Consider the following 22,930-nt stretch of genomic DNA (forward strand, 5'->3'; position numbering starts at 1 on the left):
CTCCGGAAGTTCAATTCAAGGTGATCGAGCCGCGCTCGATCGTCCAGATCTGGTCAGGGATGTCGCCCAGCAGCTTCACGTTGGATTCCGTGATGACGACGCATAGGTCGGGCTGCAATTCCTTCAGGCGCCCCAACGCTTCGGTGTAGTCGCGCGCAAGCTTGGGGGCCAGGCCCTGAAAGGGTTCGTCCAACATCAACAGCCGCGTGCCGACCATGATGGCGCGCGCCAGCGCCACCATCTTTCCCTGCCCGCCCGACAGCGCCGATCCAGACCGACCCAGCATGGGTTCCAGCTGCGGCACCACCTTCAGCACGGTCTGGATGCGGGCGGCGATTTCGGTCTTGGACTGGCCTTGCACTTCGCACGGCAGGTTCAGGTTTTCAGCCACGGTCATGGTCGGAAAGATCACGCGGTCTTCAGGCGCGTAGCCCACTTTCAAGGCCGCGCGCTTGTGGCCGGGCATGGCCGTCAGGTCGGTCCCGTCGAACGCGATCTTGCCGGACTTGATCTTGGTCAGGCCCATGATGGTGCGCAGCAAGGTGGTCTTGCCCGCGCCGTTGCGCCCCACAATCCCGATGGTTTTGGATGATTCAAAACTGGCGTTGACGTCGCGCAGGATGCGGTTGCCTGCTAGGTCTACGTTAATGGCCGATAGGTTCAGCATGGTTCAGGCCCCCAGCACTTCGCTTTTGATCTGCGGGTTATTCAAGACTTCGTCCGGCGTGCCGTCGGCGGCCACCTTGCCCGCGATCCAGGCGGCCACGCGCGTGGCGTAGCGCGACACGATGTCCACGTCGTGCTCGACAAACCAGCTCGTCACGCGGCGCTCGTCCAGGGCGTGCATCACGGTTTCCATCAAGGCGAATTTGTCTTCGGACGCCACCCCGCTGGTGGGCTCGTCCATGATGAGCAGCTTGGGCCGCAGCGCCAGCGCCATGGCCACATCCAGCAGCTTGCGTTTGCCCTCGGGCAGCTCGATGGAGGCCTCGTCGGCTTCCGGCAACAGGCCCACCAGGTCCAGCGTGGCGTCCACTTCTTTTTCGTCGATGGTGCTTTCCAGCGAACGGAACCAGCTCAGTTCCTTGTTGCGGCGCGCGGCGGCGATCTGCACGCATTGGCGCACCGTGTGTTCGGTGAACAGCTGCGGCAACTGAAACGAACGGCCCAGCCCCAGGCGCACGATCTTGCGCGGCGCCATGGCGGTGACGTCGCGCCCATCGAAAATCACGCGGCCCTTGGACGGCGCCAGGTAGCCCGTGCAGATGTTGATGAAGGTGGTCTTGCCCGCGCCGTTCTGGCCGATGACGGCCAGGCGTTCGCCTTCATGCAATTCGAAGTTGATGTTGTCGGCCGCGATCACGCCGCCGAAGGCCAGGTAAAGATCTGTGGTTTGAATAAGCGGTTTCATCATCAGTTCCTGACCGGCGCGTGCGTGTTGGCGGAAACGCGCGCCTGCAAGGTGGCGTTGGCGCGGGCGCGGGCCCGGGCCTCATCGCGCTTTCGCGTGGCGATGCGCTTCATGACCTGGCCGACAAAGCCGGTGGGGAACATGAAGATCACCAGGATCAGCGTCAGGCCCAGCAAGAACTGCCACAGGCCGGGGAAGTAAGCGGCCGACACCAGCTTCACCGTTTCAAAACCGACGGCGCCCAGGAACGCACCGGCCGCATGGCCCGCGCCGCCCAGAATGGTGATGAAGACGAATTCGCCCGAGCGCAGCCACGAGCCGATTTCGGGAGTGACCAGGCCCTGCATCAAGGCCAGGATCGCGCCCGAGAAGCCGACGACGACAGCCGACAGCAGGTAGCCCTTCCACATGATGAAGTACGCGGAAAACCCCAGGTATTCAATGCGCGTTTCGTTGGTCTTGATGGCGGACAACGCCTGCCCACTGCCCGAACGGAAGTAGCGCTGCACCCACCAGGCCAGCACCAGTGACAACACCAGCGTCAGCACCAGCAACGCGCGTTCGAAGGACTCGCGTTCCATCAGCACGCCGGCCATTGTCGGGCGCACGATGCGCATCCCGTCCGAGCCGCCGGTCAGCGTGTATAGCTTGCCCAGCAACGCGAACAGCACCATGCTCAACGCCAGGTTCAGCATCCCGAAGAAGATGCCGCGATAGCGCACCACGAACAGGCCGATCACGATGGCCGCCAGGAAGCTGGCAACGACGCCCGCCATAATCAGCAGCAGCGCGTCGGTGCCCGGCATGGCGCGCGCCAGGAACGCGACCGTGTAGGCCGAGATGCAGGAATACATGGCATGGCCAAACGAGATCTGGCCGGCCCGCGCCATCACCGACACGCCCAGCGCCGCGATGGCGTAGGTCAGGCCGATGACGATGGGGGTGATTGTCCAGGAAAGGCTATAGCCAAGAGCTAGCGTGGCCATCGCGGCCACGAGGCTGAGTACGACGACTTTCATCAGATCCTCCGGGCTTGGGCGACGGTGAACAAGCCATGCGGCCGGATGATCAGCACCAACACCATGATGATGTACGGCACCGCCACTTCCAGTTCGGGCGCGGCGTAGACGGCAATGGAACGCATGACGCCAATCAGCAGCGCCGCGATCAGCGCGCCGGTGATCTGGCCCAGCCCCGCCGTTGCAACCACCGCAAACGACAGCACCGTCATGTCGGTACCCGCGCCCGGCACCAGCGACGTGGTGGGCGCGGCCAGCGCGCCGCCCAACGCGCCCAGGATGGTGGCGATCACGAAGGTGACGTAGCCGATCTTCTTGGCGTTGATGCCCAACGACGTGGCCACTTCACGGTTGTGCGTCGTGGCCACCGTCTGCTTGCCCAGCTTGGTGTGGCGCAGGAAATACTCCAGGCACACGTAGGCCAGCACGGCGGTCACGGGCACCACCACCAGCTGGTAGGTGGTGTAGGTGATGTCGCCGATTTCGATATTGCCCAGACGGTTCACGACTTCGCTGGCGCTGTAGGGCTGCGCGCCCCACAGCAGGCGCTGGATGTCTTCCAGCATCAGGAAGCCGCCAAAGGTGATCAGCAGTTTCAGGATGGGGTCGTAGTTCTGCGCGCGGCGGATCAGCACGAATTCCATGATGCTGCCCAACGCCAGGCCGATGGCGATGGCGGCCACGAACAACGCGGCGAACAGCAGGAATGGGGAATCGGTTTTGGGCGCCAGAAACATGACGAGACTGGCCGCGGCATAACCGCCGAAGGCGTAGAAGGCGCCATGGGCAACGTTCAAGATGCCCATCACGCCAAACACCAGGGTTAACCCCATCGACACCAGGAACAGCAGACTGGCGTACGCCACGCCATCCACCAAGGCGAGAGGCAGTAGATCCAAGGTCAAGCGTCTTCTCCCAATACGCTAAACACCTGCCCCGTCCGCGATGCGTTGCCGGGGCAACGGGCATCGCCGGCAAGGCGGCGTGGGCACATGGCCCGGGCGTGCGCGTGGCGCGCCCTTGTCTCGTTATCAACCTTGCCGCCTTGACTTCGAACGCGAATCGAAGCGGAACGGAAGGCACTTTTATGGACCGGCGCGATCACTGGCAAGCGCCACTTTTCGTACTAGTCCGATGTGCAGCGAAGTATAGGGACGCCCCTTTTGAGCGGCTATTTATCTTTGCGCAAGCCGGGTTTCACAAGCGATAGAGAGGCCGTGGTCGCCGTGCCGGGCGCATGCGGGTTTACCTGAATCGTCGCGGCCATCGGCGCGCGCGTCTGGTAATCGGGGATGATGCGCAGGTGCGGTTCATCGGGCAATTGCACATAACGGCCTAGTCCATCCGGCGTGAGCGCGCCGACGTCCATCCGGGCCAGCGTGGCGCCTTTATCGTCATCGATGGCGATGCGTAGCGCGGGCGGATTCAGGCCATACGATTCGCCGGGGTGCGGGGCCAGCACGCGGTCACTGCGGGCTTGCGAAAACAGCGACAGGAAGTCGTCTGCGTCGAAGGCGGGGGGTGTGGTGGAGGTTGCACTGCCCGGCATCGTGGCCCAACCCTGAGCGGCGCGTGTGTACGTCGTCGTGGATGCTGGCGTGGACAGCGTGATACGCGCCGCCTGCGCGGCGTTCCACGCGTACAGCCGCGCCGGCTTGCCGGTATCGTCATGCAGGTGCGTGTGGCCACTGTGGGTGGCGGGCGATTCCATGGCCTCGTGCCATTGCCAGGCGGACAGCGCAACGCCCGCCGCCAGCAACATCAGCCAGGCACGCCCCGCGTTCATCGCCGCCTCCACCACAGCAGCAGGCCCGTCATCAAGGCCAGCAATGGCAGGGCCACGGTACTGGTCCAGAACACGGTGCGCATCTGGCGATTGGTCAGTTCAACGCGGCGGTTCTCGTAATGGCGCGGGCGTATCGTCAACAAGGCGTCTTCACCGGCCAGCAGCGTGACGGCGCTGGTAAAGAGCGCGCCGTTGCCCAGCGTGGCGAAATGGCGGTTGGTGGCGAAATCGCTATCGCCCGCGACCAGCAGCGTGGGCCGCGCCGACCCGTCCGCGCTGGCGGCCTGCGCGTTGCGCGTGGCCAGCGCCATCAAGGTGTAGCGCCCCGCCGGCTGCCCCGGCAACTGCGCCTGTGCCGACGTCTGCGCCAGCGGCGTGACCGTCACGCCTTGCGGCAGCGCCTCTCCGGCGGGTTCCAGGCCTGCCGCGCCGGGAAAGAAACTTAACGGCAGGCCGCGCGTCATCTTGTGCCGCGTGTAGTCGCTGACGGCTGGGCTGCCGGGGTCGTTGCGGTAATGGCTGCCGGGGTCGACCAGCGCGCCCATCGGCCGCGCGATACCGAAGTCGGCCAGCAACGCATCCAGCCCGTGGCGCGTGTCCGGTTCCAGCAGCAACAGGGTCTTGCCGCCGTCGGCCGTCCAGCGGCGCAGCGCCTCTGCGTCGTCGCTACCGAACGGCGCGCGCGGCCCCGCCGCCACCACCACGGCGCAGGCCGGCAAGGCTTGCGCCAGGCTGCCCGCGTTGATACCGCGCGTGGCAAAGCCCAAGGTCTGCAAGGCATTGCGCGCCATCGCCATGCCGTGCTGCTCGTGCACCTCGACGCGCGCCACCAGGTTTTCATCGTCGCCGTGGTCTTCCAGATCGTCCAGCGACGTCAGGCTGTCCAGCATGGCTTCGCGATGCCCCTGCGTAAAGCACACCGTTTGCGCGCCACGCTGGCTGATGCGGATCAGCGCGTTGGTGAAGTCGGTTTCGGTGCCGCCGTTGATCGTCATCTTGCGCGTGTCGGCGGCCAGCACCGCGCTGCCGGCGAACTGGATGCCCGCTTCGCGCGCCTCGGCCGGACGCAGTGCCGGGTCCACGCCGCGCACACGGATCAGTGGGTTGGTATGTTCGTACTGGCGCAGCAGCTCCAGCGCGTCCACCATGCTTTTGTTGCGCAAGTCGTAGAACCACGTCACGTCCACGGCTTGCTTGATCTGGCGGGCTACTTCAACGCTTTCGGGCGACAGGCTGTACAGGCGCTGCGCCGTCAGGTCCAAGCGGCCCAGATGGCGCGAGGCCCACAGGTTCAGCGCCACCAGCAAGGCGGCAACGGCCAGCACCGGCAGCCACAGCAACAGGCGCCGGCCCGTGCGCAGCATGCGAGGGTTTGCGTTCATCGCAGCCTCCAGCGCTTGAGGTTGACGGCGGCCACCATCAAGGCCAGCACCGCCACGCTGGCCAGCGTGACCGTGGCCGGACCGGGCAACACGCCCCGAATAAAGTCCACGTGTTGCGCCGACAAAGACAGCGCCTGAAAGAACGGCGACAACGCGGGAAAGGCGTCCAGCGCGGCCGGGTAATCAATGAACCAGAGCAGCACCAGGATGCCCCACGTGGCGCTGGCCGCCACGATCTGGTTGGTGCAGGCGCTGGACACGGCAATGCCGATGGCCAGGAACAGCGCGCCGTACAGGAACACGCCGACGTAACCGCCCACGATCGGCCCGTAGTCCGGCTGCCCGTACCACGCCAGCGGCAGCACGGCGGCGGTCGTGCCCGCCAGCATCAAGGCCAAGACCGTCAACCCGGCCGCGTACTTGGCCGCCACCAGCGTCGCGTCGGACAGCGGCAAGGTCAGCAGCATCTCCAGCGTGCCCTGACGCGCTTCTTCGGCAAAGGCGCGCATGCTGACCAGGGGCATCACCAGGATCAGCAGGATGGTCATGTTGTGAAACGCGGTAACCATCTGCCCCGTGCTGACAAAGAACAGGTTGAAGCTGAACAGGTAGCCGGACAAGGCCCAGAACACGGCCACCACCACCAGCGCCACGGGCGAGCCGAAATCGGTGCGCAGCTCTTTTCGGTACAACGCCAAAAAGCCTTTCATGCCCGCCTCCGCATCACCGGGTCGTTAGGCGCCAGCGCGGCAAGCAGGCGCGCTTCCACGGCGTCATGCAGCGACAGCACCGCGCGCACCTGGGCGTGCGCCAACACGATGCGCAGCACGCGGTCGCACATCGCGCCTGAAGGATCGCCCGCGCCGGCCGTGTCCCAGCTGATGCGCCACTTGCTCAGCGCGGCGTCTTGTACGGTAGCGTCCACGCCGCGTATCCCGTCGCAGGCCGACAGCGCGGCGCGCAAGGCGGCGTGGCCGGCCGTCGGCAAGGCCAGCTGTAATTGCAGCGCGGCCTGCGCCTGCCCCAGCACCGCGTCTTCCACCAGCCGCCCCTGCTGCAAGATGACGATGCGCGTGCACAAGGCTTCCACCTCTTGCATCAGGTGGCTGCTGAACACCACCGCCCGGCCCTGTGCGCAGCGGCGGATCATGGCGCGGGCCTCGACGATCTGGACCGGGTCCAGGCCATTGGTGGCTTCGTCCAGCAACAGCACGGGCGGATCGTTCAGCACCGCTTGCGCCAGGCCGACGCGCTGGCGCTGGCCCTTGGACAAACGGCCGATGGCGCTGCGGGCCACGGCTTGCAGGTCGAAGCCGTCGATGGCGCGTTCGATGGCAAGACGACGCGCGCCCGCCCCGCCCGCCACCTTCACCCCCGCGCCAAATTGCAGGTATTGCATGACCGTCAGCGCGTCATACAGCGGCGCGCGTTCGGGCAGGTAACCGATGTCGGCGTTGCCCCGGCCCGGCGCGGGCTGTCGGCCGCACACGGTGACGCGGCCGCTGTCGGGCGTGTAGAACCCGGCCATCAGGCGCAGGGTGGTGGTCTTGCCACTGCCGTTCGGCCCCAGCAGGCCCACGATTTCCCCGGGCGCCACGGACAGGCTCAGGGAATGCAGGACCTGACGGGGTCCGAACGACTTGCAGACCTGGTGCAAAGCAACGGCCGGCTGCATGGGGCGCCTTCGGTCAGACTTGCGTTAGTCGAGGTCGATCGACGGGGAATGCGGCATCCAGCAACGCGTTAATCGAACACCTTGGTCTTGGCGTTTTGCGCGTGCTGCTCGGCGTCGTGGCTGTACCAAAGCTGGCCCTGGCGCGCATCGCGGATCTGCTTGAGCCGGTCAATCGCCAGCATGGACGCCGCGGTGTTCCAGGTGATGCCCGGGATGACGCCCGCCTCGTTCTCGGCGGTGTAGATGGCGTCGGCCGCCAGCAGCACGGTGCCGGTGTTCTTGAGCTTGACCTGCAAGGACTGGTGGCCCTGCGTGTGGCCCTTGGTGTCCAGCAGCACGATGGTGCCATCGCCGAACAGGTCGAAGTCGCCTTCCACCTGGATGAAGTCGTAGTCCCGCGTGGTGTCGAAGTCTTTCATGACATAGGCGGCGCGCTGGAATTTTTCGGGCCACCAGGCGGCGCGCAGTTCGGCCTTTTGCACGACGTGCTTGGCCTTGGGAAACATCTTGATGTTGCCGGCGTGGTCCAGGTGAAAGTGCGAATACACCACGTACTTCACGTCGCTGACGTCAAAGCCGGCGGCCTTGAGCTGGCGGTCGACGACCTCGTCGCGGCCCTGGATGGAATTGAACGCGCCGCACAGGCCCTGGCCCCAATAGTTGGCGCAGTTGCCGTCGGCGGTGGCCTGGTTCATGCCGGTGTCGAACAGGACCAGGCCGCGCGGGTGCTGGATGACATAGGCGGGCACCGGGATCTTGATCTTGGTGCCCACGTCGACCATGGCGGTCATGAAGCCCTTGTCCAGTTCGATCTTGCCGACCGACAGCTGCATCAGCTTGATGTCGGGCGGCGCGTCGGCGGCCTGCGCGCCCGCCCCCGCCAACACCGCCACCATGCCCACCGCCCCTGCGAACTTCTTCCAGCTCTTGCTCATTGTCGTCTCCTCGGACCCACGGGTAACCGCCGCCAGATGGCGACGGTCGATAGCAAGCCACCCGGTATGCCCCGGGTTTTCATTCGATAGGGTTCTGCTGTGCGGGGGGATGGCGCGGCGGATCGGTTCGCCGGCCCGGACGGCATCTGACGGCCGTTTTCTCTGTTGCGCACTCTGACGCAGCGCCGGGAGGCTGCCAATTAAGGATTTATTAAGCTGGGCTTCACGCCGGCCGAAGTAGTGACAACCCTAGGCCGGAGGCAGGCAAGGCAGCCGGGCGTTACACCAGCGCTGCGCCCTTGCGGCGCGTGAACTGCGCCAGCGACCGCAAGGCCAGCGCGTGCATGGCCGCCACCGATGGCAACAAGGTTTCTTCCTTGCGGGTCAGCACGCCCACGATGCGCTCGACGGTGGGCTCGCCCAGCGGCACGAAGGCCAAGCCACTGCTGACGGCGGGTCGCGCCAGCACCGGCAGCACCGTCACGCCCAGGCCGCTGACCACGCTGGCCAGCAACGACGCGCGGTTCGACACCACCATGGCCGGGTCGTCGATGGCGCTGCCCAGCTGCCGGTTCTTGAGCGTGTCGAAGGTGGCGTTGCCGATCAGGCGTTCGCCTTCCAGCGCCGCCCACGGCACGGCTCCGCGCCGCCGCGCCAGCGGATGCGATTTGCGGCACACCAGCCCGAAGGCATCTCGCGCCACGGGGGTGAACGCGACCTCGGCCGTGCGCGGCACCTGCCCGGCAACGCCCACCTGTACTTCGCCCGTCAGCACCAGCCGGTGCACGTCCTGCGAGGATTCATCCACGGCGCGGATGCGGATGTCGGGATGGCTGCGCGCGTAGCGTTCCAGCAGGCGAGGCAGCCATTCGTCGGCCAACGACGGCATCACCGCCAGCGACACCGGCCCCGTATTGCCCATGCCCAACTGCCGCGCCGCCTCCAGCACGCGGTCATGCGTGGCCAGCAATTCGCGCAGCAGCGGCGCCACCGCCAGGCCCAGTGGCGTCAGCTGCGCCCGCTTGCCGGCTTCGAACAGCGGCGCGCCCAATTGCTGTTCCAGGTCCTGCATGGCGGCGGACACGGCGGCTTGCGAGCGGTGCGTGCCTTCGGCCGCCAGCCGAAAGCTGCCGTGGTCGGCCGCCAACAGGAATTGGCGCAGGTGCTGGATCTTCAAGGGTGCGGGCATGGCGGGCATCGGTTGACTTCAGGTTTTCCGAAATTAACTTGAGTTAATTTGGATTGTCAAAATTCCGGCATGGCTTGAACAATAGGTCCATCGTCAGCCCTTATGCACTGGAGCAATCGAATGGCCCTGCAAGTCCGAAAGATCATCAGCTATGTGGAAAAGACCTGCATCGAAGGCGGCAAGCCGGCCGAGCGGCCGCTGATCATGATCGTTGCCGCCGCCGTGATCCGCAACCCGTGGGCGGGCCTGCCGTTTCAGGAAGACCTGCGCCCGCGGATCCTGGAAAACGCGCCGCCCCTGGGCGAACTGCTGGTGGCCGAAATACTGCGGCAGGCGGGGTCGGCAGACCAGATCGAAGCCTATGGCAAGGCCGCCGTGGTGGGCACGTCGGGCGAGGTCGAGCACGCGTCCGCACTGATCCACACGCTGCGCTTTGGCAACGCCTATCGCAACGCCGTGGGCGGCACCAGCTACCTGGCCTTTACCAACACGCGCGGCGGCCCGGGTTGCGTGATTTCCGTGCCCTTGATGCACAAGGAAGACGAAGGCTTGCGTTCGCACTACCTGACCGTGCAGACCAATATCAACGACGCCCCCGCGCCCGACGAAATCGTTATTGCGCTGGGCGCGGCAACGTCCGGCCGGCCGCACCACCGCATCGGCAACCGCTATTCCGATTTGCAGGAACTGGCGCAAGAGGCGCAATCGAAATGAGCACGCCACGTCGACGTTCCGGTCGTGGCGCGCCGCTGGTGTTGCTGCACGGCGTGGGGCTGGACCACACGCTTTGGGATGATCTGGCGCCGCTGCTGGAACCCCGCTTCGACGTGCTGCGTTACGACCTGCTGGGCCATGGCGCGGCGCCCGGCATCCAGGGTGCCGCGAACATCGGGAAATTTATCGAGCAGCTGGATGCCGAGCTGGATGCGGCGGGTTGGGGCGAAGCCAACGTGCTGGGCTATTCGATGGGCGGTTTGATCGCGGGCGCCTACGCCGCCGCGCGGCCCCATCGCGTGACCCGGCTGGTGCTGCTCAGCACGGTGTTCCAGCGCACGCCCGACGAGGTGCAGGCCGTGAAGGCGCGTCTGGTGGCGGCTGCCACGCAGGACGTGGCGACGTCGGCGGCGGTCTCGCTGCAACGCTGGTTCACGCCCGCGTTCGAGGCCGCCCGCCCCGAACGCGTCGCTGCCATCGGCCACCGCTTGATAAAAAACAACCGCGCCAACTTCCTGGCGGCCTATCGTCTGTTCGCGCATGGCGACGCGCTGCTGGCGCAAGCCGCGCCGGATATCGCCTGCCCCACGCTGGTGATGACAGGCGGGGATGACGTCGGGTCCACGCCTCGCATGACGCGCGCGTTGGGGCGGGCACTGCCGGACGCCCGAGTGCGCGTGCTGGATGGGCAACGGCATATGCTGCCGGTGGAAGCGCCCGAGGCGCTGGCCTCGGCGTTGCACGGCTTTTTATTGCCGGGGGGGCAATCGGATGCGCGACCGGACGGTATGCCCGACCGGACGAATGACCCGGCGGCCCAGCCACTGCGGGGCCCGTCATCAAGCCCGTTTCCTGGCCCTAGGATGTAGGAAACCCAGGCCCAACGCCGGCCGCCACGCCCACACCGCCGACCACGCAGCCCCCCGCTGAATCGCCCGCCCAACAGAGGCGATCGGCCAACGCTCTGAAGACGGAGCGCAGATGGAGACAAATGCATGAATCGCAGAACCGTTTTGAAGCACCTGGCCCTGGGCGCAACGACGCCGCTGGCCGCATCGCTGGGCTTGTCGTTCGGTTTGTCGCTAAGCCGTAATGCCGCCGCGCGCGAGGCGCCGCTGCGCGTCATCGTGCCGTTTCCGCCGGGTGGCGGCACCGACGTGCTGGGCCGCGTCATTGCCGCCACCCTGGAAGGCGCGCTGGACCGCCCCGTGGTCGTGGAAAACAAGCCCGGCGCCAGCGGCATGCTGGGCGCCGACTACACCGCCAACGGCGCCAAGGATGGCAGCGTGCTGCTGTTTGCCGGACTGGTGCCGTCCGTGCGCTACTACGCGCGTCCGCCCGAAGAGGTGCTCAAGCAACTGGCGCCCGTCTGCCCCATCGCGCGTTCTCCGTACATGGTGGCCGTCAATGCCGACCTGCCCGCCAAGACGCTGGCCGACCTGGTTGCCCAGGCCAAGCGCGATCCCAAAGGCTTGACGTTCGGGTCGCCCGGCAACGCCACGCCACAGCACCTGGCCACCGAACTGCTGCAAGCCGCGTGCGGCATCGACCTGCTGCATGTGCCGTATCGCGGCACGGGCCCGATGATGACCGACCTGCTGGGCGGCCAGATCCAGTTGGTGGTAGCCACGGTGGCCGCCGTTGAACCGTATATGAAGGGCGGACGTCTGCGCGTGCTGGCCGTTACCAGCCGTGAGCGGCTGCCCAAGTATCCCGACATCCCCACGGTTGCGGAAAGCGGCTACGCCGGGTTCGACGCGCAGATCCAGTTCGGCACGTATTGCGCGGCCGGCACGCCCGACGCGGTGATCGCTGCGTTGAACCAGGGCATCAACCGCGCACTGCAAACCGAGGCCGTGCGCGGCAAGCTGGCCGAACAGGGCTTTGCGCCGACGGGCGGCACGCCCGCGCAGTTGCAACAGTCGCTGCTGGCCGAGATCCGCAACGTGGCTGGGCTGGTGCAGGCGGGCAAGGTCCGGGTGGATCTGTAGCGATCGTTGCCGCGTCGGTGCAAGCGGCAACGTGCGGGTCGAGCTGTAGCGATCTGTAGCGGGCGGTAGCGAAGGGGCGCGCAGCCGCCGCAAGGCCTGATTAGAATTCGGACTTCTTCCTTTCCGCCCGCCCGCCATGTTCCGTCCCTATTCGCGTCTGCCCGCCGCCCTGCTTCTATCCGCCGTGGTGACCTGCGGCGCGGCGCAAGCGGCCAGCGGGCCTTGCCCGGAAGCGGCCGGCATCGTGCGCACCGTCTACAACAATACCGACAAGCCCGACGCCCAAGGCCGCATCCGCTTGAAGGAAGGGCACGCCATCGTCACGCTTTCCGACGCGGACGTGGGCGCGCCGTTTGCCGTGGCATGCAAGGCATGGCCCGCCAAACCGGACCTGTTGCTGGTGGCGGTACCGCTGATGCAAGACACCCCCGACCCCGAGAACGGCCACGTCGGCGATCTGGACGTGCTGGTGCTGGACAAGCAAACGTTGCAAGTGCGCCAACGGCGGCGCCTGGTGGGCCTGATGTCGGACGATGCGGTGCGCATCGCCGGGCTGGCGTTCGACACCGCGCGCTACGACGTGGCAACCGACAAGCGCGCCTTCGGCATCCGCATCGAACGCGAAGGCGCATCGCGCGCCAACCCGTTCGATGAAACCAGCTTGCGGTTATTCACCGTGCACGACAACGAGTTGCGCCTGGTGCTGGACGGCATGTCCGTCAACCGCTCGTCGGGCGTGTGGGACACCACGTGCGCGGGCGAATTCTCGGAAAGCGCCGTCAGCTTGGCAATAGGTGACACGCAACGCCGCGGCTACCGTGACCTGATCGCCACCGAATCCCACTCGGCCAGCCGCGCTTCGGTGCAGCAAGGCGACTGCAAGGAAAAGACCGTCAAGCAAGGCAAGACCCGCCACACGCTGAAATTCGACGGCAAGCGCTACCGCATCCCGGCCGCGCTACGGTCCATGGATCGCGACAGCGCTGGATAGGCCAGATTTGCCGCAGCGCAATGAACAACCCAGCAGGCGGCAACAGCGCCGGCGGCCGGCCAGACCGCTATCAGGCCGGCCCGCTTGATCCCCGCCCCGCTTCGGCGTTCGCATATTTCCCAGTTTTCCCCTTCAGTATTCTTAGTCGTCCTATAGCCATACGCTGACCCGCTGTCCAAGATGTGCCGCATGACGCATTCAAAGGGGGCATCGTGAGTCACAAACATGACTTCCGATTTAGCTTTGGCATCGTAGGCGGCATGGATTTTGACGTGGTCGAGTTCACACTGGACGAGGGCTTGTCCGAGCCGTTTCGCCTGGAACTGGATCTGGCCAGCCACGAATCGTCGGTGGACTTCGGCCTGGTGCTGGACCAGGCGGCGCTGCTGACCGTCTGGTATCAAGGCGCCCCGGTACGCTACGTGCACGGCGTGGTCTCGCGCTTCGAGCAAGGCGCCACCGGCTTTCGCCGCACCCGCTACCGCGCCACCGTTGAACCGCTACTGGCGCGCGCCGGCCTGTGTTCCGACTGGCGCATCTTCCAGCAGTTGTCCGTAGCCGAAATCCTGCATGCGGTGCTTAAAGAGCACGGCGTCCTGGACTACGAACAGACGGTGACGCACGAACACCTGCCCCGCGAATACTGCGTGCAGGCCGGCGACACCGATCTGTACTTCATGGAACGCCTGGCCCGCGAAGAAGGCTTCTTCCATGCGTTTCATCACCACGCCAAAGGCCACCGTCTGGTCCACAGCGACCGCTTGCACATACACGGCAACATCGCTGGTGGCCCGGTGCGCTATCTTCCCGCCCCGGGCGGGGACCAACCCGAACCCGCGCTACGCCGCTTCGCCTACGCCGAACAGGTGCGCACGGCCCGCCAGACCCAGCGCGACTACACCTACACGCACCCGCAATACACACAGGAACACAGCCGCGACGGTGTCGACATGCACCACCAGCACCGTCACTACGAACGGTACGACTACCCGGGACGCTACAAGCGCGACGAAGCGGGCATTCCGTTTACCGAGAACCGCCTGCGCGGGCTGCGACGGGATGCCCGCATCGCCACGGTGGAAGGAAACGACCCTCGTTTGGTCCCCGGGCTGTCGTTCGAACTGGCAGGCCATCCACGCGGCGACCTGAACCAAGGCTGGCGCCCCATACGCATGCGTCACCACGGCGTGCAGCACAGCAGCCAACAGGAAGACAGCGCCGACGCGCAGCAAGGCACCCGTTATGGCTATACGGCGGAGCTGGTCTCCAAGCGCACGGAATGGCGACCCGAACCGCTGCCCAAGCCTCGCATCGATGGCCCGCAGATTGCCACGGTGACCGGGCCAAAAGGGGAAGAGATCTATTGCGACAGCTACGGGCGCGTCAAAGTGCAGTTCCCTTGGGACCGCCTGGGCAGCCATGACGAACACAGCTCGTGCTGGATCCGCGTGTCGCAAAACTGGGCGGGCGCCATGTGGGGGCACATGGCCATACCGCGCATCGGGCAGGAAGTCATCGTGAATTTCCTGGACGGCGACGTGGACCAGGCTGTCATCACGGGCCGCACCCACATGGCGCTGCAACTGCCGCCTTACGAACTGCCACGCCACAAGACGCGCATGACGATCAAAAGCCAGACGCACAAAGGCGAGGGCTATAACGAGCTGCGCTTTGAAGACGAGCGCGATCAGGAAGAGATTTTCGTGCATGCGCAGCGCGATCAGAACATCCACGTCAATCACGACGAGACCACGTTCGTGGGACACGACCGCAGCGAAAAGATCGAGAACGACGAGACGATTGCCATCGGCCGCAACCGCCGCGAAACCGTGGCTACCGACGAGCAGGTCGATATCGGCCAAGACCGCCGCCACAGCACCGGGCAAGACGATTTTCTGAACGTGGGGCGTAACCACACCATCCATACGGCCAAGGACCGCACGGAAGAGGTCGGCAACAGCCGGCGTGACAAGACAGCCGCCAACCACTGGACCGACATCGGCGGTTATGCCGAAACAAGAATCGATGGCTATGACCTGCTGGAAGTCGGCCAGAAGATACATCGCAAAACCACCGTCTACGAACTACAGACCGGCGAGAAAGTGGTCTTCAAGGGCCCTGGCGGCACCATCACCATCGACGGCTCGGGCATCACGCTGGATGGCGTCGAAATCAAGATCAAGGGGCCATTGAGCCAAAGCAGCGCGGGCGCAGGCAGCGCGCTACAGATTGCGGGCGTACCCGCCGTGTCGCGCGACGTAGACCCTGCGGATATTCCGTTATCCGAGTAGGCAACGCGCGCGGCTATCCATCGGAGTTCCAACCTGGGAGCAAGGCCTCATGTTGATCAGCGCACCCTTCCTGCGCGCGGTGCTGCAAGCCGACGATGCGGAATGCAGTGCCTATTGGAGCCTGGGTGAGAAGACAGGCAAAGGCGCCTTTCCCGTCAGCCACCAATTGGGCTGGCATGGCGGCGCGCATCTGGTGGCACCGGGGTCTCCACAGAAGCCCGAACCGGTGCGGGCAATTGCAGATGGTGTCGTCGTGTATGCCAGGGCCAGCGACTCACCCAAGCGCGGGGTCGATGCCACCACGCCCGCCGACGACCCGTTGATGTACTACAAGGGCTGGACCAGTAACGGCGTCCTGGTGCTGAAGCACGACACCGAGATCGGCGAAGACGTCAGCGTCACGTTCTATTCCATCTACCAGCATCTGCACGCCCTGGAAAAGCACACGGGCACAAAACTCGCGTTGAACACGGGCGACAAGGTGTACCGCAAAGAGGCGATTGCCCGCGCGGGCTACCTCTACGGCGAACCCGACCGCATTCATTTCGAAATAGTGGCCGACAGGGCCAACGTCGAGCGATTGCTGGGCCGCAGCGCCGGCGGTCTGAAAGCCAAGGAGGGCCGCCGCGATTGCGTGTGGGGCGATATTCACTTTGTATTGCCAGCCAATACGCCGCTGTATGACATGAATCCGCGTGAGGTTCGAAGCACCTACCTGATACGCCACTTTCAAACCGGGCAGCCCGGCAGCGCGGAACGCCCCGCCGCCCTTGCCTCGCAGTTCGGCACCACCCCTGACCGGCTATGGCAGATGAATCGCAAGTCGCCGAGCGGTGCGGATCGGGAAGGCGATGAGAAGACGTGGTTGAACTGGGTGAACGGCGCGCATCAGAGCATGTTCGATCTACCCACGCCTAGCGCAACGGAAAGAACAATCTATGTGCCGGGGGTTTACGGCGCGCTCGTTGACCGCTTTCCTTCCGGTTCGAATCCCGATCACTGGGCAAACTGGCAGGTGCCGGTAGCCGCGCGGACCACGACGGAGCTGATTATCAGCATCAGCGAACTGCGGGGCGCCTTTACGGTCACCGCGCGAACCCGGCAAGGCAAGATAATTGGCGTCCTGCAAGGCGCCGCCGAGAAAACCGAAAGTTCGTACGAGCTATACAACACGGCGGTCAAGCAGTATCCAGGCTGCCCCAGCGCGGGGTTTGAAATGCTGCGCTTTGGTCGTGTGCTGGGTCCTGATGCGCCGGCACAAAGCGATTTGTATCACGGCCGACTGCCCCACATCCGCAGAGTCCGGCTGTCTGACGACAGCATCTTCTTCGTTGACCTGAATGCACCCGACGTCCAGGTATACAGCGATGCAGATTTTCCGCATTGGCAAGGTTGGACGTTTATTGACGACGATCTGGACGGCAATAGCCGATGCGACTCGGGCACGCTGCTGAACCTGATAGAACCGTTGAAACCCACTGCGCATCCAGCGCCGACGCTGAGGGGAGTCTTGGGAGACACGCTTCACAAAATGGCCACTGGCGTACACGCCTTGATGCAATACCAAGACCGCCTGGCACGCGCCACCGCCAAGATCCGCACCGCGCAAGTATCCAAGGCATTGCGCCGCTGTGTGGTGAAGATCCCCACGGAATGGTCACGGGATGATTTTGACAAACGATGGGGTTGGCTGAAGGTGGACGATCCCGACCAACGCCCGGCGAATGTGCTGAGGACGAGTGTATGCCTTAGTGATGAGGCCTATGGCCGGCTGAAGCGGCATCACGAGGCGTTGGCGTTCTGGGAAGACGCGCAGGCGCGAGGACTGGCACTGGATAAGGTGCATTACCACTTTCATCCGTTGCAGTTTATTGAGGAGTTCAGGAAGTGTGGGTGGCTCTCCAAAGGTGACCTGCGGCGAATCTATCCAGACGCCTTGTACAACAAAAAAGAAACCCCCGATCCGGAGATGCTCAGGGAAAAATATCGTGCCTCTGTAAATAAGGCAATGCGAAAGTACTTCATCGTCACGCCAACACAGATGGCTCACTTCCTCGGCCAGGCAGCAGTAGAGTCCTATAGCTTCGCGCGAATGATGGAAGCGTCATCCACCCATTTCACAGCCAGCCTGCAACCAGAGCGAGGAGGCTACTACAACAACCCGCAAGACGAGCACTTCAACTATCTGGATAACAAGCTGGGAAACGTAGACAGCGGAGATGGACGAAAATATCGCGGCCGCGGAATAAAGCACCTGACCGGTAGAGAGAACTACGCCAAATACTGGGTTTACAGGGGATGGCTTGAAGGTTCGTCGTTCAATCGAGCGTGGTGGACATCTTCGCAAAAGAAGCGTCCAACAATTGAAAGGCCTCATGCCCTGAGTGAGGATGCATATAACTGCGCCGACGCAGGTGGCTGGTATTGGACGGCGGGGGCAGCGTCCAACCGATTCCTCACCATAAACTCGAAAATAGTCGAGCTTGACGTATCGGATAGCGCCATATTCGCAGTCTCGGCCGCGATAAACGGAATCGGCGCGTCGGGAGAGCCCAACGGTCTACCGGAACGCACCGCCCAGACCAGGAGGATATCGAAAATAATTTTGGACACCCCATGAACACCATACGGTATGCCTTGGGCTCCATTGCAGCCTCGTTGTTATTCTCGGGCATGGCTGCGGCGGACTCTATATCCTTCCACGATGGATTAGAAGTCCTGGTACCCGCCCACAGCGCAGACACCCACTCCGTCAATGGTGGCACATGTATTGATGCGTCCAGACACTCGTTCGCGTTGAGAATCTGCCTGTACAGAAGATCTTTCGAGGACATGGCGGCTTCCAACATGTTCTTTGAATATCGATCTTTAAGCGATGATGAAAAAGAGCTAGCAGGCCCTTTACCCGAAGATTCGTACGTCGTCAGCGCGGGAAACTGGCTACATCCAACGTCAAAAAAGGTCAGCACACACTTTCAGTACTACGAGGCAGTGGGCGTCTTATGTAATCTGGGAGCCAGCTTGCCAGAGCCTACCTATCGAGACTGCTACTTTGCAGGGATGAAGCCCCTTCTGAACTTGGCCACCCCGTTGAGCATTTTCGTCTCGTCCGGCTACCCCGTGACCGAGTCCAAGAAACTTCAGACCCAGAAAATAAGAGAAGCGATTAACTCCATCCAGATACTTAAGCCATCTGCACTCATTAATTCACAACAGGAAAAATAACAGGACTGCGGGAAACCGCGCCCACACGTCTTGCGTCCTTGAATCCGGCGTTGTCTGCACCCCGCCCCCCCGCCGCAATCCCCCCCCACCGCTGGATAACCACCATTTACAAGCCGATTCGTCTCTGTGCATGCTGCCGTGTTGATCCGGCACAGATCGGGCGCAACATGGAGACGACATGCCTAGTCAGGAATCCCCGCATACCGCCCACATTCGCGAGATCGAACAGGTGGGCCAAGGCCGGCCTACGCAGCGCGATGCGCATGTGGTGCGTAGTTGGCTGCGCTGCCTGGATCAGTACCAGCTCGACCCGGCGCAGGCTTGTGAAGCCTATATCGTGCCGGATGGCCGGTTGCGAGAACATCGGCAGCAATCCGAAGCGCTGATCCGCATTGCACGCAGCGGGCTGGACCATTTGTTCCGGCAAGTGGCGGGGCAAAACTATGTGTTGTTGCTGGCCGACCGGCAAGGCGTCACCGTGGAATTCCTGGGAGACCCCGCGCAGACATCCAAGCTGCGCAAGGCGGGTCTGTACCTGGGATCGGAATGGTCCGAGCCGCGTGCCGGCACCTGCGCGGTGGGCGCCTGCCTGGAGACGGGCGAGGCGCTGACCATTCACCAGACCGACCACTTCGACAATACGCACACGCCGCTGTCCTGCACCGCCGCGCCAATCTATAACGCCGACGGGGAACTGGCCGCCGTGCTGGACATATCCCTGCTCAGTTCGCCCAGCCTGAAGACCAGCCAGAACCTCGCGCTGCATCTGGTCAACAGCACGACGCGCCGCATTGAACTGGCTAACCTGATGGCGCGCACGCGCAATGAATGGGTGCTGCGCTTTGCGCGGTCGCCCGAGTTCTTGGATGTAGACCCGGAAGCGGCCATCTCGCTGGACGGCGCGGGCCGCATCCTGGGCATGACGCATTCGGGCGCCAAGCTGCTGGCGCGGGCGGCCGGGCTGGACTGGCGCCAACCGGCCGGCCTGATCGGACTACCTGTCACGCGTTTTTTCGACGTGCAGTTGGACGACCTGCCGCGGTACACGCGCGGCCATGCGCCGCAAGACCGCCTGATCGTCGCGCGCGACGGCAACGCCCTGTTCGCCCACGCCATCGAACCGAACCGCAGCACGCGCGGCGCCACCGTGGCCGTGCGCGGCACGCCATCCGCACTGCGCGGGCTGGACGGCGGCGATGCCAGGATGGCGGCGTTGCAGAGCCGCGCCGCCAAGCTTGCAAGGCAAGGCCTGCCTATCCTGCTGCAAGGGGAAACGGGGGTGGGCAAGGAATATCTGGCGCGCGCGATTCACGAAGACAGCCGGCGGCCGGGCCGCTTCGTGGCGGTGAACTGCGCGGCCATTCCTGAATCCTTGATTGAAAGCGAGCTGTTCGGCTACCTGCCGGGCGCTTACACCGGCGCGGCGCCCAAGGGTCGCAAAGGGCTGATCGAAGAGGCGGATGGCGGCACGCTGTTTCTGGACGAAATCGGCGATATGCCGCTGGCGCTGCAAAGCCGGCTGCTGCGCGTGCTGGCGGAGTCCGAAGTCACGCCCATCGGCGCCAATGCGCCCCGTGCGCTGCGTCTGGCGTTGGTGTCGGCTTCGCACCGCGACCTGGGCGCGCTGGTGCGCGAGGGGCGTTTTCGTGAAGATCTTTACTACCGTATCAACGCCGCCACGCTGACGGTGCCGGCGCTGCGCGAACGCCAGGATCTGGACTGGCTGATCGCGCGCATGCTGGCGCGTCACCAGGATGAGTCGGGTGCGCCCGTCCTGTCGCCTGGCGCCTTGCTGGCGTTGAAGGCGCACACGTGGCCCGGCAATATTCGCGAACTGGCCAATGTGATCGCCGTGGCCGCCGCGCTGTGCGAACACGGCGTCATCGAGCCGGGCGACCTGCCCGACGCACTGGCCCCGGGCGGCGTGGCGGTGACGGCCGAGGAAGCGGCACTGCGGTCCACGCTGGCCAGTTGCGCGGGCAATGTGTCGGAAGCCGCGCGGCGGCTGGGCCTGGACCGTTCCACCGTGCACCGCCAGATGCGGCGCTACGGGCTGGGCGCTCGCGGGCGGCGCTAGGGCTTTCTGCACTGCGGTTCCTGGCGCGACTTTCCTCGATCAGGCCGTAACTTGCCGCGCCGCCGCCAGTTAGCGCGCCTGGCCGCAACTTGCCGCGCCTCGCCCGACTTGCCCCCTGCCCGCGACCCAGCCCCCCACGGCGCCACACCCCCGCGCCACAGGTGTGGCGTCGCGCCACGGTGGGTCGGCAGCGTATCCGCCCGTTCCCCCCGTGCCACGGGCGCGCGGCGTTGTCGGCGAGCTGGCACAGCATTTGCATGGAAGGGGTTGGGCAGCCACCGGCCGGTACAGGCCGGGGCCGCTCGCGGGCGTACGCGTCCGCCCCCCAACCACGCCCGCCATGGGCAAGGAGACAAGCTATGCAGACCGCCCCCGCCGACGCCGCTTTGGACGCCGTGCTTGCCCGTCTGAACACCGCGCTGGGAAACAAGGACATGGCCGCCATCGCCGACCTGTTCCAGGAAGAATGCTATTGGCGCGACCTGGTGCTGTTCAGCTGGAACCTGCGCACGTTCGAAGGCCATGCGCAGATCCGCGACATGCTCACGCAACAACTGTCGCAAGTCGAACCGGTGCGCTTTACGCGCGACGATCGTGAAGCGACAAGCGACGACGACGGCCTCTTGCAGGGCTGGCTGCACATCGATACGAACCTGGCGCGCGGCTACGGCCACATCCGCGTGAAGGACGGCAAGATCTCGACGCTGCTGACCACCATGTCCGAGCTCAAGGGCCACGAGGAACCCAGCGGCACGCGCCGCCCCCTGGGCGCCGAACACGGCAGCCGCCGCGAACGCCAGACCTGGCTGGAAAAGCGCGAGCAGGAAGCCGCGGAACTCGGCTACAAGACGCAGCCCTACGTGCTGATCATCGGCGGCGGGCAAGGCGGCATTGCGCTGGGCGCGCGGCTGCGTCAACTGAACGTGCCCACCATCATCATCGAAAAGAACGAGCGCGCGGGCGACAGCTGGAGAAAGCGGTACAAGTCGCTGTGCCTGCACGACCCGGTCTGGTACGACCACCTGCCCTACATCCCCTTTCCGGAAAACTGGCCCGTGTTCGCGCCCAAGGACAAGGTGGGCGACTGGCTGGAGATGTACACGAAGGTGATGGAGCTTAACTACTGGACGTCCAGCGTCTGCGAATCGGCGCGCTATGACGAGGCGAAGAAAGAATGGGAAGTCACCGTGCTGCGCGACGGCAAGCCCGTCGTGCTGCGGCCCAAGCAGCTGGTGCTGGCCACCGGCATGTCGGGCAAGCCGAACGTGCCGCGCTTTCCCGGGCAGGACGAGTTCCAGGGCGAACAGCAGCATTCTTCGCAACATCCCGGGCCGGACGCCTATCGCGGCAAGAATGTGGTGGTGATCGGCGCCAACAATTCGGCGCACGACATCTGCGCGGCGCTGTGGGAAGGCGGCGCCAACGTGACGATGGTGCAGCGCTCGTCCACGCACATCGTGCGGTCGGACACCTTGATGGACATCGGGCTGGGCGGGCTGTATTCCGAAAAAGCGCTGGCCAGCGGCATGACCACGCGCAAGGCCGACCTGACGTTTGCGTCGCTGCCCTACAAGATCATGGCGCAGTTCCAGATCCCGCTTTACAACCAGATGCGCGAACGCGATGCCGAGTTCTACAGCAAGCTGGAGAAGGCCGGCTTCATGCTGGACTGGGGTGACGACGGCTCGGGCCTCTTCATGAAATACCTGCGGCGCGGCTCGGGTTATTACATCGACGTGGGCGCTTGCGACCTGATCATCGACGGCAGCGTGAAGCTGCAATCCAATACCGACGTCAGCCACCTGGCGCGCGATGCCGTCGTGTTGAACAACGGCGTGACCTTGCCCGCGGACCTGGTTGTGTATGCCACCGGCTACGGCTCGATGAACGGCTGGGCCGCCGACCTGATCAGCCCGGAAGTTGCCGACAAGGTAGGCAAGTGCTGGGGCCTGGGATCGGACACCACCAAGGACCCCGGCCCGTGGGAAGGCGAACAGCGCAACATGTGGAAGCCGACTCAGCAGGAAGGGCTGTGGTTCCATGGCGGCAACCTGCATCAGTCGCGGCACTATTCGCAGTATCTGTCGCTGCAATTGAAGGCGCGCCACGTGGGCTTGCCGGTGCGGGTGTACGGCATGCAGGCGGTGCACCACAAGCGCTAGCCTGGCGTCGATGTGCCTGTCGCAGGCGGCCCCCGGCCGCTTGCACCCGCTTTACCCCAGCTTGCGCCCCGCCCCACCGCGG

At 64.7% G+C, this 22,930-nt stretch carries 19 protein-coding genes; 9 read left to right on the top strand and 10 right to left on the bottom strand.

Annotated features, from left to right (window positions below; genetic code table 11):
- Positions 1–10 precede the first annotated feature (10 nt).
- From DVB37_RS24555 to DVB37_RS24600, 10 genes are all read right to left on the bottom strand, one after another.
- Entirely contained in the window at positions 11–667 is a 657-nt protein-coding gene (locus DVB37_RS24555; RefSeq protein WP_120157024.1) for an ABC transporter ATP-binding protein, read from the bottom strand.
- Between the two features lie 3 nt (positions 668–670).
- Entirely contained in the window at positions 671–1,411 is a 741-nt protein-coding gene (locus DVB37_RS24560) for an ABC transporter ATP-binding protein (protein ID WP_046807570.1), read from the bottom strand.
- Positions 1,412–1,413: 2 nt separating this feature from the next.
- A complete protein-coding gene (locus DVB37_RS24565) occupies positions 1,414–2,430 on the bottom strand; it encodes a branched-chain amino acid ABC transporter permease (protein ID WP_104141864.1) in 1,017 nt (338 codons plus the stop codon).
- Positions 2,430–3,335, bottom strand: coding sequence for a branched-chain amino acid ABC transporter permease (locus tag DVB37_RS24570; RefSeq protein WP_120157025.1), 906 nt, complete (start codon positions 3,333–3,335; stop codon positions 2,430–2,432). Before DVB37_RS24570 ends, DVB37_RS24565 begins: the two co-directional genes overlap by 1 nt.
- Before the next feature lie 266 nt (positions 3,336–3,601).
- Positions 3,602–4,216 (bottom strand): electron transporter SenC, encoded by a 615-nt coding sequence (locus DVB37_RS24575; RefSeq protein WP_120157026.1) that lies wholly within the window; start codon positions 4,214–4,216, stop codon positions 3,602–3,604.
- On the bottom strand, positions 4,213–5,598 hold the full coding sequence (locus DVB37_RS24580) for a Gldg family protein (RefSeq protein WP_240433991.1): 1,386 nt from the start codon (positions 5,596–5,598) through the stop codon (positions 4,213–4,215). Before DVB37_RS24580 ends, DVB37_RS24575 begins: the two co-directional genes overlap by 4 nt.
- A complete protein-coding gene (locus tag DVB37_RS24585; protein WP_046807575.1) occupies positions 5,595–6,308 on the bottom strand; it encodes an ABC transporter permease in 714 nt (237 codons plus the stop codon). The genes DVB37_RS24580 and DVB37_RS24585 overlap by 4 nt, the downstream gene beginning before the upstream one ends.
- Positions 6,305–7,273 carry an ABC transporter ATP-binding protein gene (locus DVB37_RS24590; RefSeq protein ID WP_052946134.1) on the bottom strand — a complete coding sequence of 323 codons (969 nt, stop codon included), beginning with the start codon at positions 7,271–7,273 and terminating at the stop codon, positions 6,305–6,307. The genes DVB37_RS24585 and DVB37_RS24590 overlap by 4 nt, the downstream gene beginning before the upstream one ends.
- A 68-nt stretch (positions 7,274–7,341) precedes the next feature.
- Positions 7,342–8,208, bottom strand: a complete 867-nt coding sequence (locus tag DVB37_RS24595) for an N-acyl homoserine lactonase family protein (protein WP_120157027.1) — start codon at positions 8,206–8,208, stop codon at positions 7,342–7,344.
- A gap of 280 nt (positions 8,209–8,488) precedes the next feature.
- Positions 8,489–9,397 carry a LysR family transcriptional regulator gene (locus DVB37_RS24600; RefSeq protein ID WP_120157638.1) on the bottom strand — a complete coding sequence of 303 codons (909 nt, stop codon included), beginning with the start codon at positions 9,395–9,397 and terminating at the stop codon, positions 8,489–8,491.
- 120 nt (positions 9,398–9,517) lie between these two features.
- Here DVB37_RS24600 and DVB37_RS24605 point away from each other — a divergent pair, with 120 nt between their 5' ends.
- The 9 genes from DVB37_RS24605 to DVB37_RS24645 all read left to right on the top strand — a co-directional run bounded on the left by DVB37_RS24605 (position 9,518) and on the right by DVB37_RS24645 (position 22,848).
- Complete coding sequence (locus DVB37_RS24605; protein WP_104141856.1) at positions 9,518–10,111, top strand: amino acid synthesis family protein; 594 nt, start codon at positions 9,518–9,520, stop codon at positions 10,109–10,111.
- Positions 10,108–10,980 (top strand): alpha/beta fold hydrolase, encoded by an 873-nt coding sequence (locus tag DVB37_RS24610; RefSeq protein WP_120157028.1) that lies wholly within the window; start codon positions 10,108–10,110, stop codon positions 10,978–10,980. Before DVB37_RS24605 ends, DVB37_RS24610 begins: the two co-directional genes overlap by 4 nt.
- A 126-nt stretch (positions 10,981–11,106) precedes the next feature.
- Positions 11,107–12,102: a tripartite tricarboxylate transporter substrate binding protein gene (locus tag DVB37_RS24615; RefSeq protein ID WP_120157029.1), complete on the top strand. Its 996-nt coding sequence runs from the start codon at positions 11,107–11,109 to the stop codon at positions 12,100–12,102.
- 136 nt (positions 12,103–12,238) lie between these two features.
- Positions 12,239–13,093: a hypothetical protein gene (locus DVB37_RS24620; RefSeq protein WP_120157030.1), complete on the top strand. Its 855-nt coding sequence runs from the start codon at positions 12,239–12,241 to the stop codon at positions 13,091–13,093.
- 212 nt (positions 13,094–13,305) lie between these two features.
- On the top strand, positions 13,306–15,384 hold the full coding sequence (locus tag DVB37_RS24625; protein WP_120157639.1) for a type VI secretion system Vgr family protein: 2,079 nt from the start codon (positions 13,306–13,308) through the stop codon (positions 15,382–15,384).
- 49 nt (positions 15,385–15,433) lie between these two features.
- Positions 15,434–18,004, top strand: coding sequence for a M23 family metallopeptidase (locus DVB37_RS24630; RefSeq protein ID WP_120157031.1), 2,571 nt, complete (start codon positions 15,434–15,436; stop codon positions 18,002–18,004).
- Complete coding sequence (locus tag DVB37_RS24635; RefSeq protein WP_046807580.1) at positions 18,001–18,609, top strand: hypothetical protein; 609 nt, start codon at positions 18,001–18,003, stop codon at positions 18,607–18,609. The genes DVB37_RS24630 and DVB37_RS24635 overlap by 4 nt, the downstream gene beginning before the upstream one ends.
- A gap of 178 nt (positions 18,610–18,787) precedes the next feature.
- On the top strand, positions 18,788–20,686 hold the full coding sequence (locus DVB37_RS24640; protein ID WP_120157032.1) for a sigma-54-dependent Fis family transcriptional regulator: 1,899 nt from the start codon (positions 18,788–18,790) through the stop codon (positions 20,684–20,686).
- A gap of 359 nt (positions 20,687–21,045) precedes the next feature.
- Positions 21,046–22,848 (top strand): NAD(P)/FAD-dependent oxidoreductase, encoded by a 1,803-nt coding sequence (locus tag DVB37_RS24645; protein WP_120157033.1) that lies wholly within the window; start codon positions 21,046–21,048, stop codon positions 22,846–22,848.
- The last annotated feature ends 82 nt before the right edge of the window (positions 22,849–22,930 follow it).

This window comes from Achromobacter sp. B7, assembly GCF_003600685.1.
Lineage (GTDB): Bacteria > Pseudomonadota > Gammaproteobacteria > Burkholderiales > Burkholderiaceae_B > Achromobacter > Achromobacter spanius_B.

Coding starts and splice junctions, on each gene's coding strand:
- DVB37_RS24600 (WP_120157638.1), bottom strand. CDS start 9,397: ATGCCCGCACCCTTGAAGATCCAGCACCTGCGCCAATTCCTGTTGGCG.
- DVB37_RS24560 (WP_046807570.1), bottom strand. CDS start 1,411: ATGAAACCGCTTATTCAAACCACAGATCTTTACCTGGCCTTCGGCGGC.
- DVB37_RS24640 (WP_120157032.1), top strand. CDS start 18,788: ATGCCTAGTCAGGAATCCCCGCATACCGCCCACATTCGCGAGATCGAA.
- DVB37_RS24565 (WP_104141864.1), bottom strand. CDS start 2,430: ATGAAAGTCGTCGTACTCAGCCTCGTGGCCGCGATGGCCACGCTAGCT.
- DVB37_RS24575 (WP_120157026.1), bottom strand. CDS start 4,216: ATGAACGCGGGGCGTGCCTGGCTGATGTTGCTGGCGGCGGGCGTTGCG.
- DVB37_RS24645 (WP_120157033.1), top strand. CDS start 21,046: ATGCAGACCGCCCCCGCCGACGCCGCTTTGGACGCCGTGCTTGCCCGT.
- DVB37_RS24580 (WP_240433991.1), bottom strand. CDS start 5,598: ATGAACGCAAACCCTCGCATGCTGCGCACGGGCCGGCGCCTGTTGCTG.
- DVB37_RS24620 (WP_120157030.1), top strand. CDS start 12,239: ATGTTCCGTCCCTATTCGCGTCTGCCCGCCGCCCTGCTTCTATCCGCC.
- DVB37_RS24590 (WP_052946134.1), bottom strand. CDS start 7,273: ATGCAGCCGGCCGTTGCTTTGCACCAGGTCTGCAAGTCGTTCGGACCC.
- DVB37_RS24595 (WP_120157027.1), bottom strand. CDS start 8,208: ATGAGCAAGAGCTGGAAGAAGTTCGCAGGGGCGGTGGGCATGGTGGCG.
- DVB37_RS24630 (WP_120157031.1), top strand. CDS start 15,434: ATGTTGATCAGCGCACCCTTCCTGCGCGCGGTGCTGCAAGCCGACGAT.
- DVB37_RS24610 (WP_120157028.1), top strand. CDS start 10,108: ATGAGCACGCCACGTCGACGTTCCGGTCGTGGCGCGCCGCTGGTGTTG.
- DVB37_RS24615 (WP_120157029.1), top strand. CDS start 11,107: ATGAATCGCAGAACCGTTTTGAAGCACCTGGCCCTGGGCGCAACGACG.
- DVB37_RS24585 (WP_046807575.1), bottom strand. CDS start 6,308: ATGAAAGGCTTTTTGGCGTTGTACCGAAAAGAGCTGCGCACCGATTTC.
- DVB37_RS24635 (WP_046807580.1), top strand. CDS start 18,001: ATGAACACCATACGGTATGCCTTGGGCTCCATTGCAGCCTCGTTGTTA.
- DVB37_RS24555 (WP_120157024.1), bottom strand. CDS start 667: ATGCTGAACCTATCGGCCATTAACGTAGACCTAGCAGGCAACCGCATC.
- DVB37_RS24605 (WP_104141856.1), top strand. CDS start 9,518: ATGGCCCTGCAAGTCCGAAAGATCATCAGCTATGTGGAAAAGACCTGC.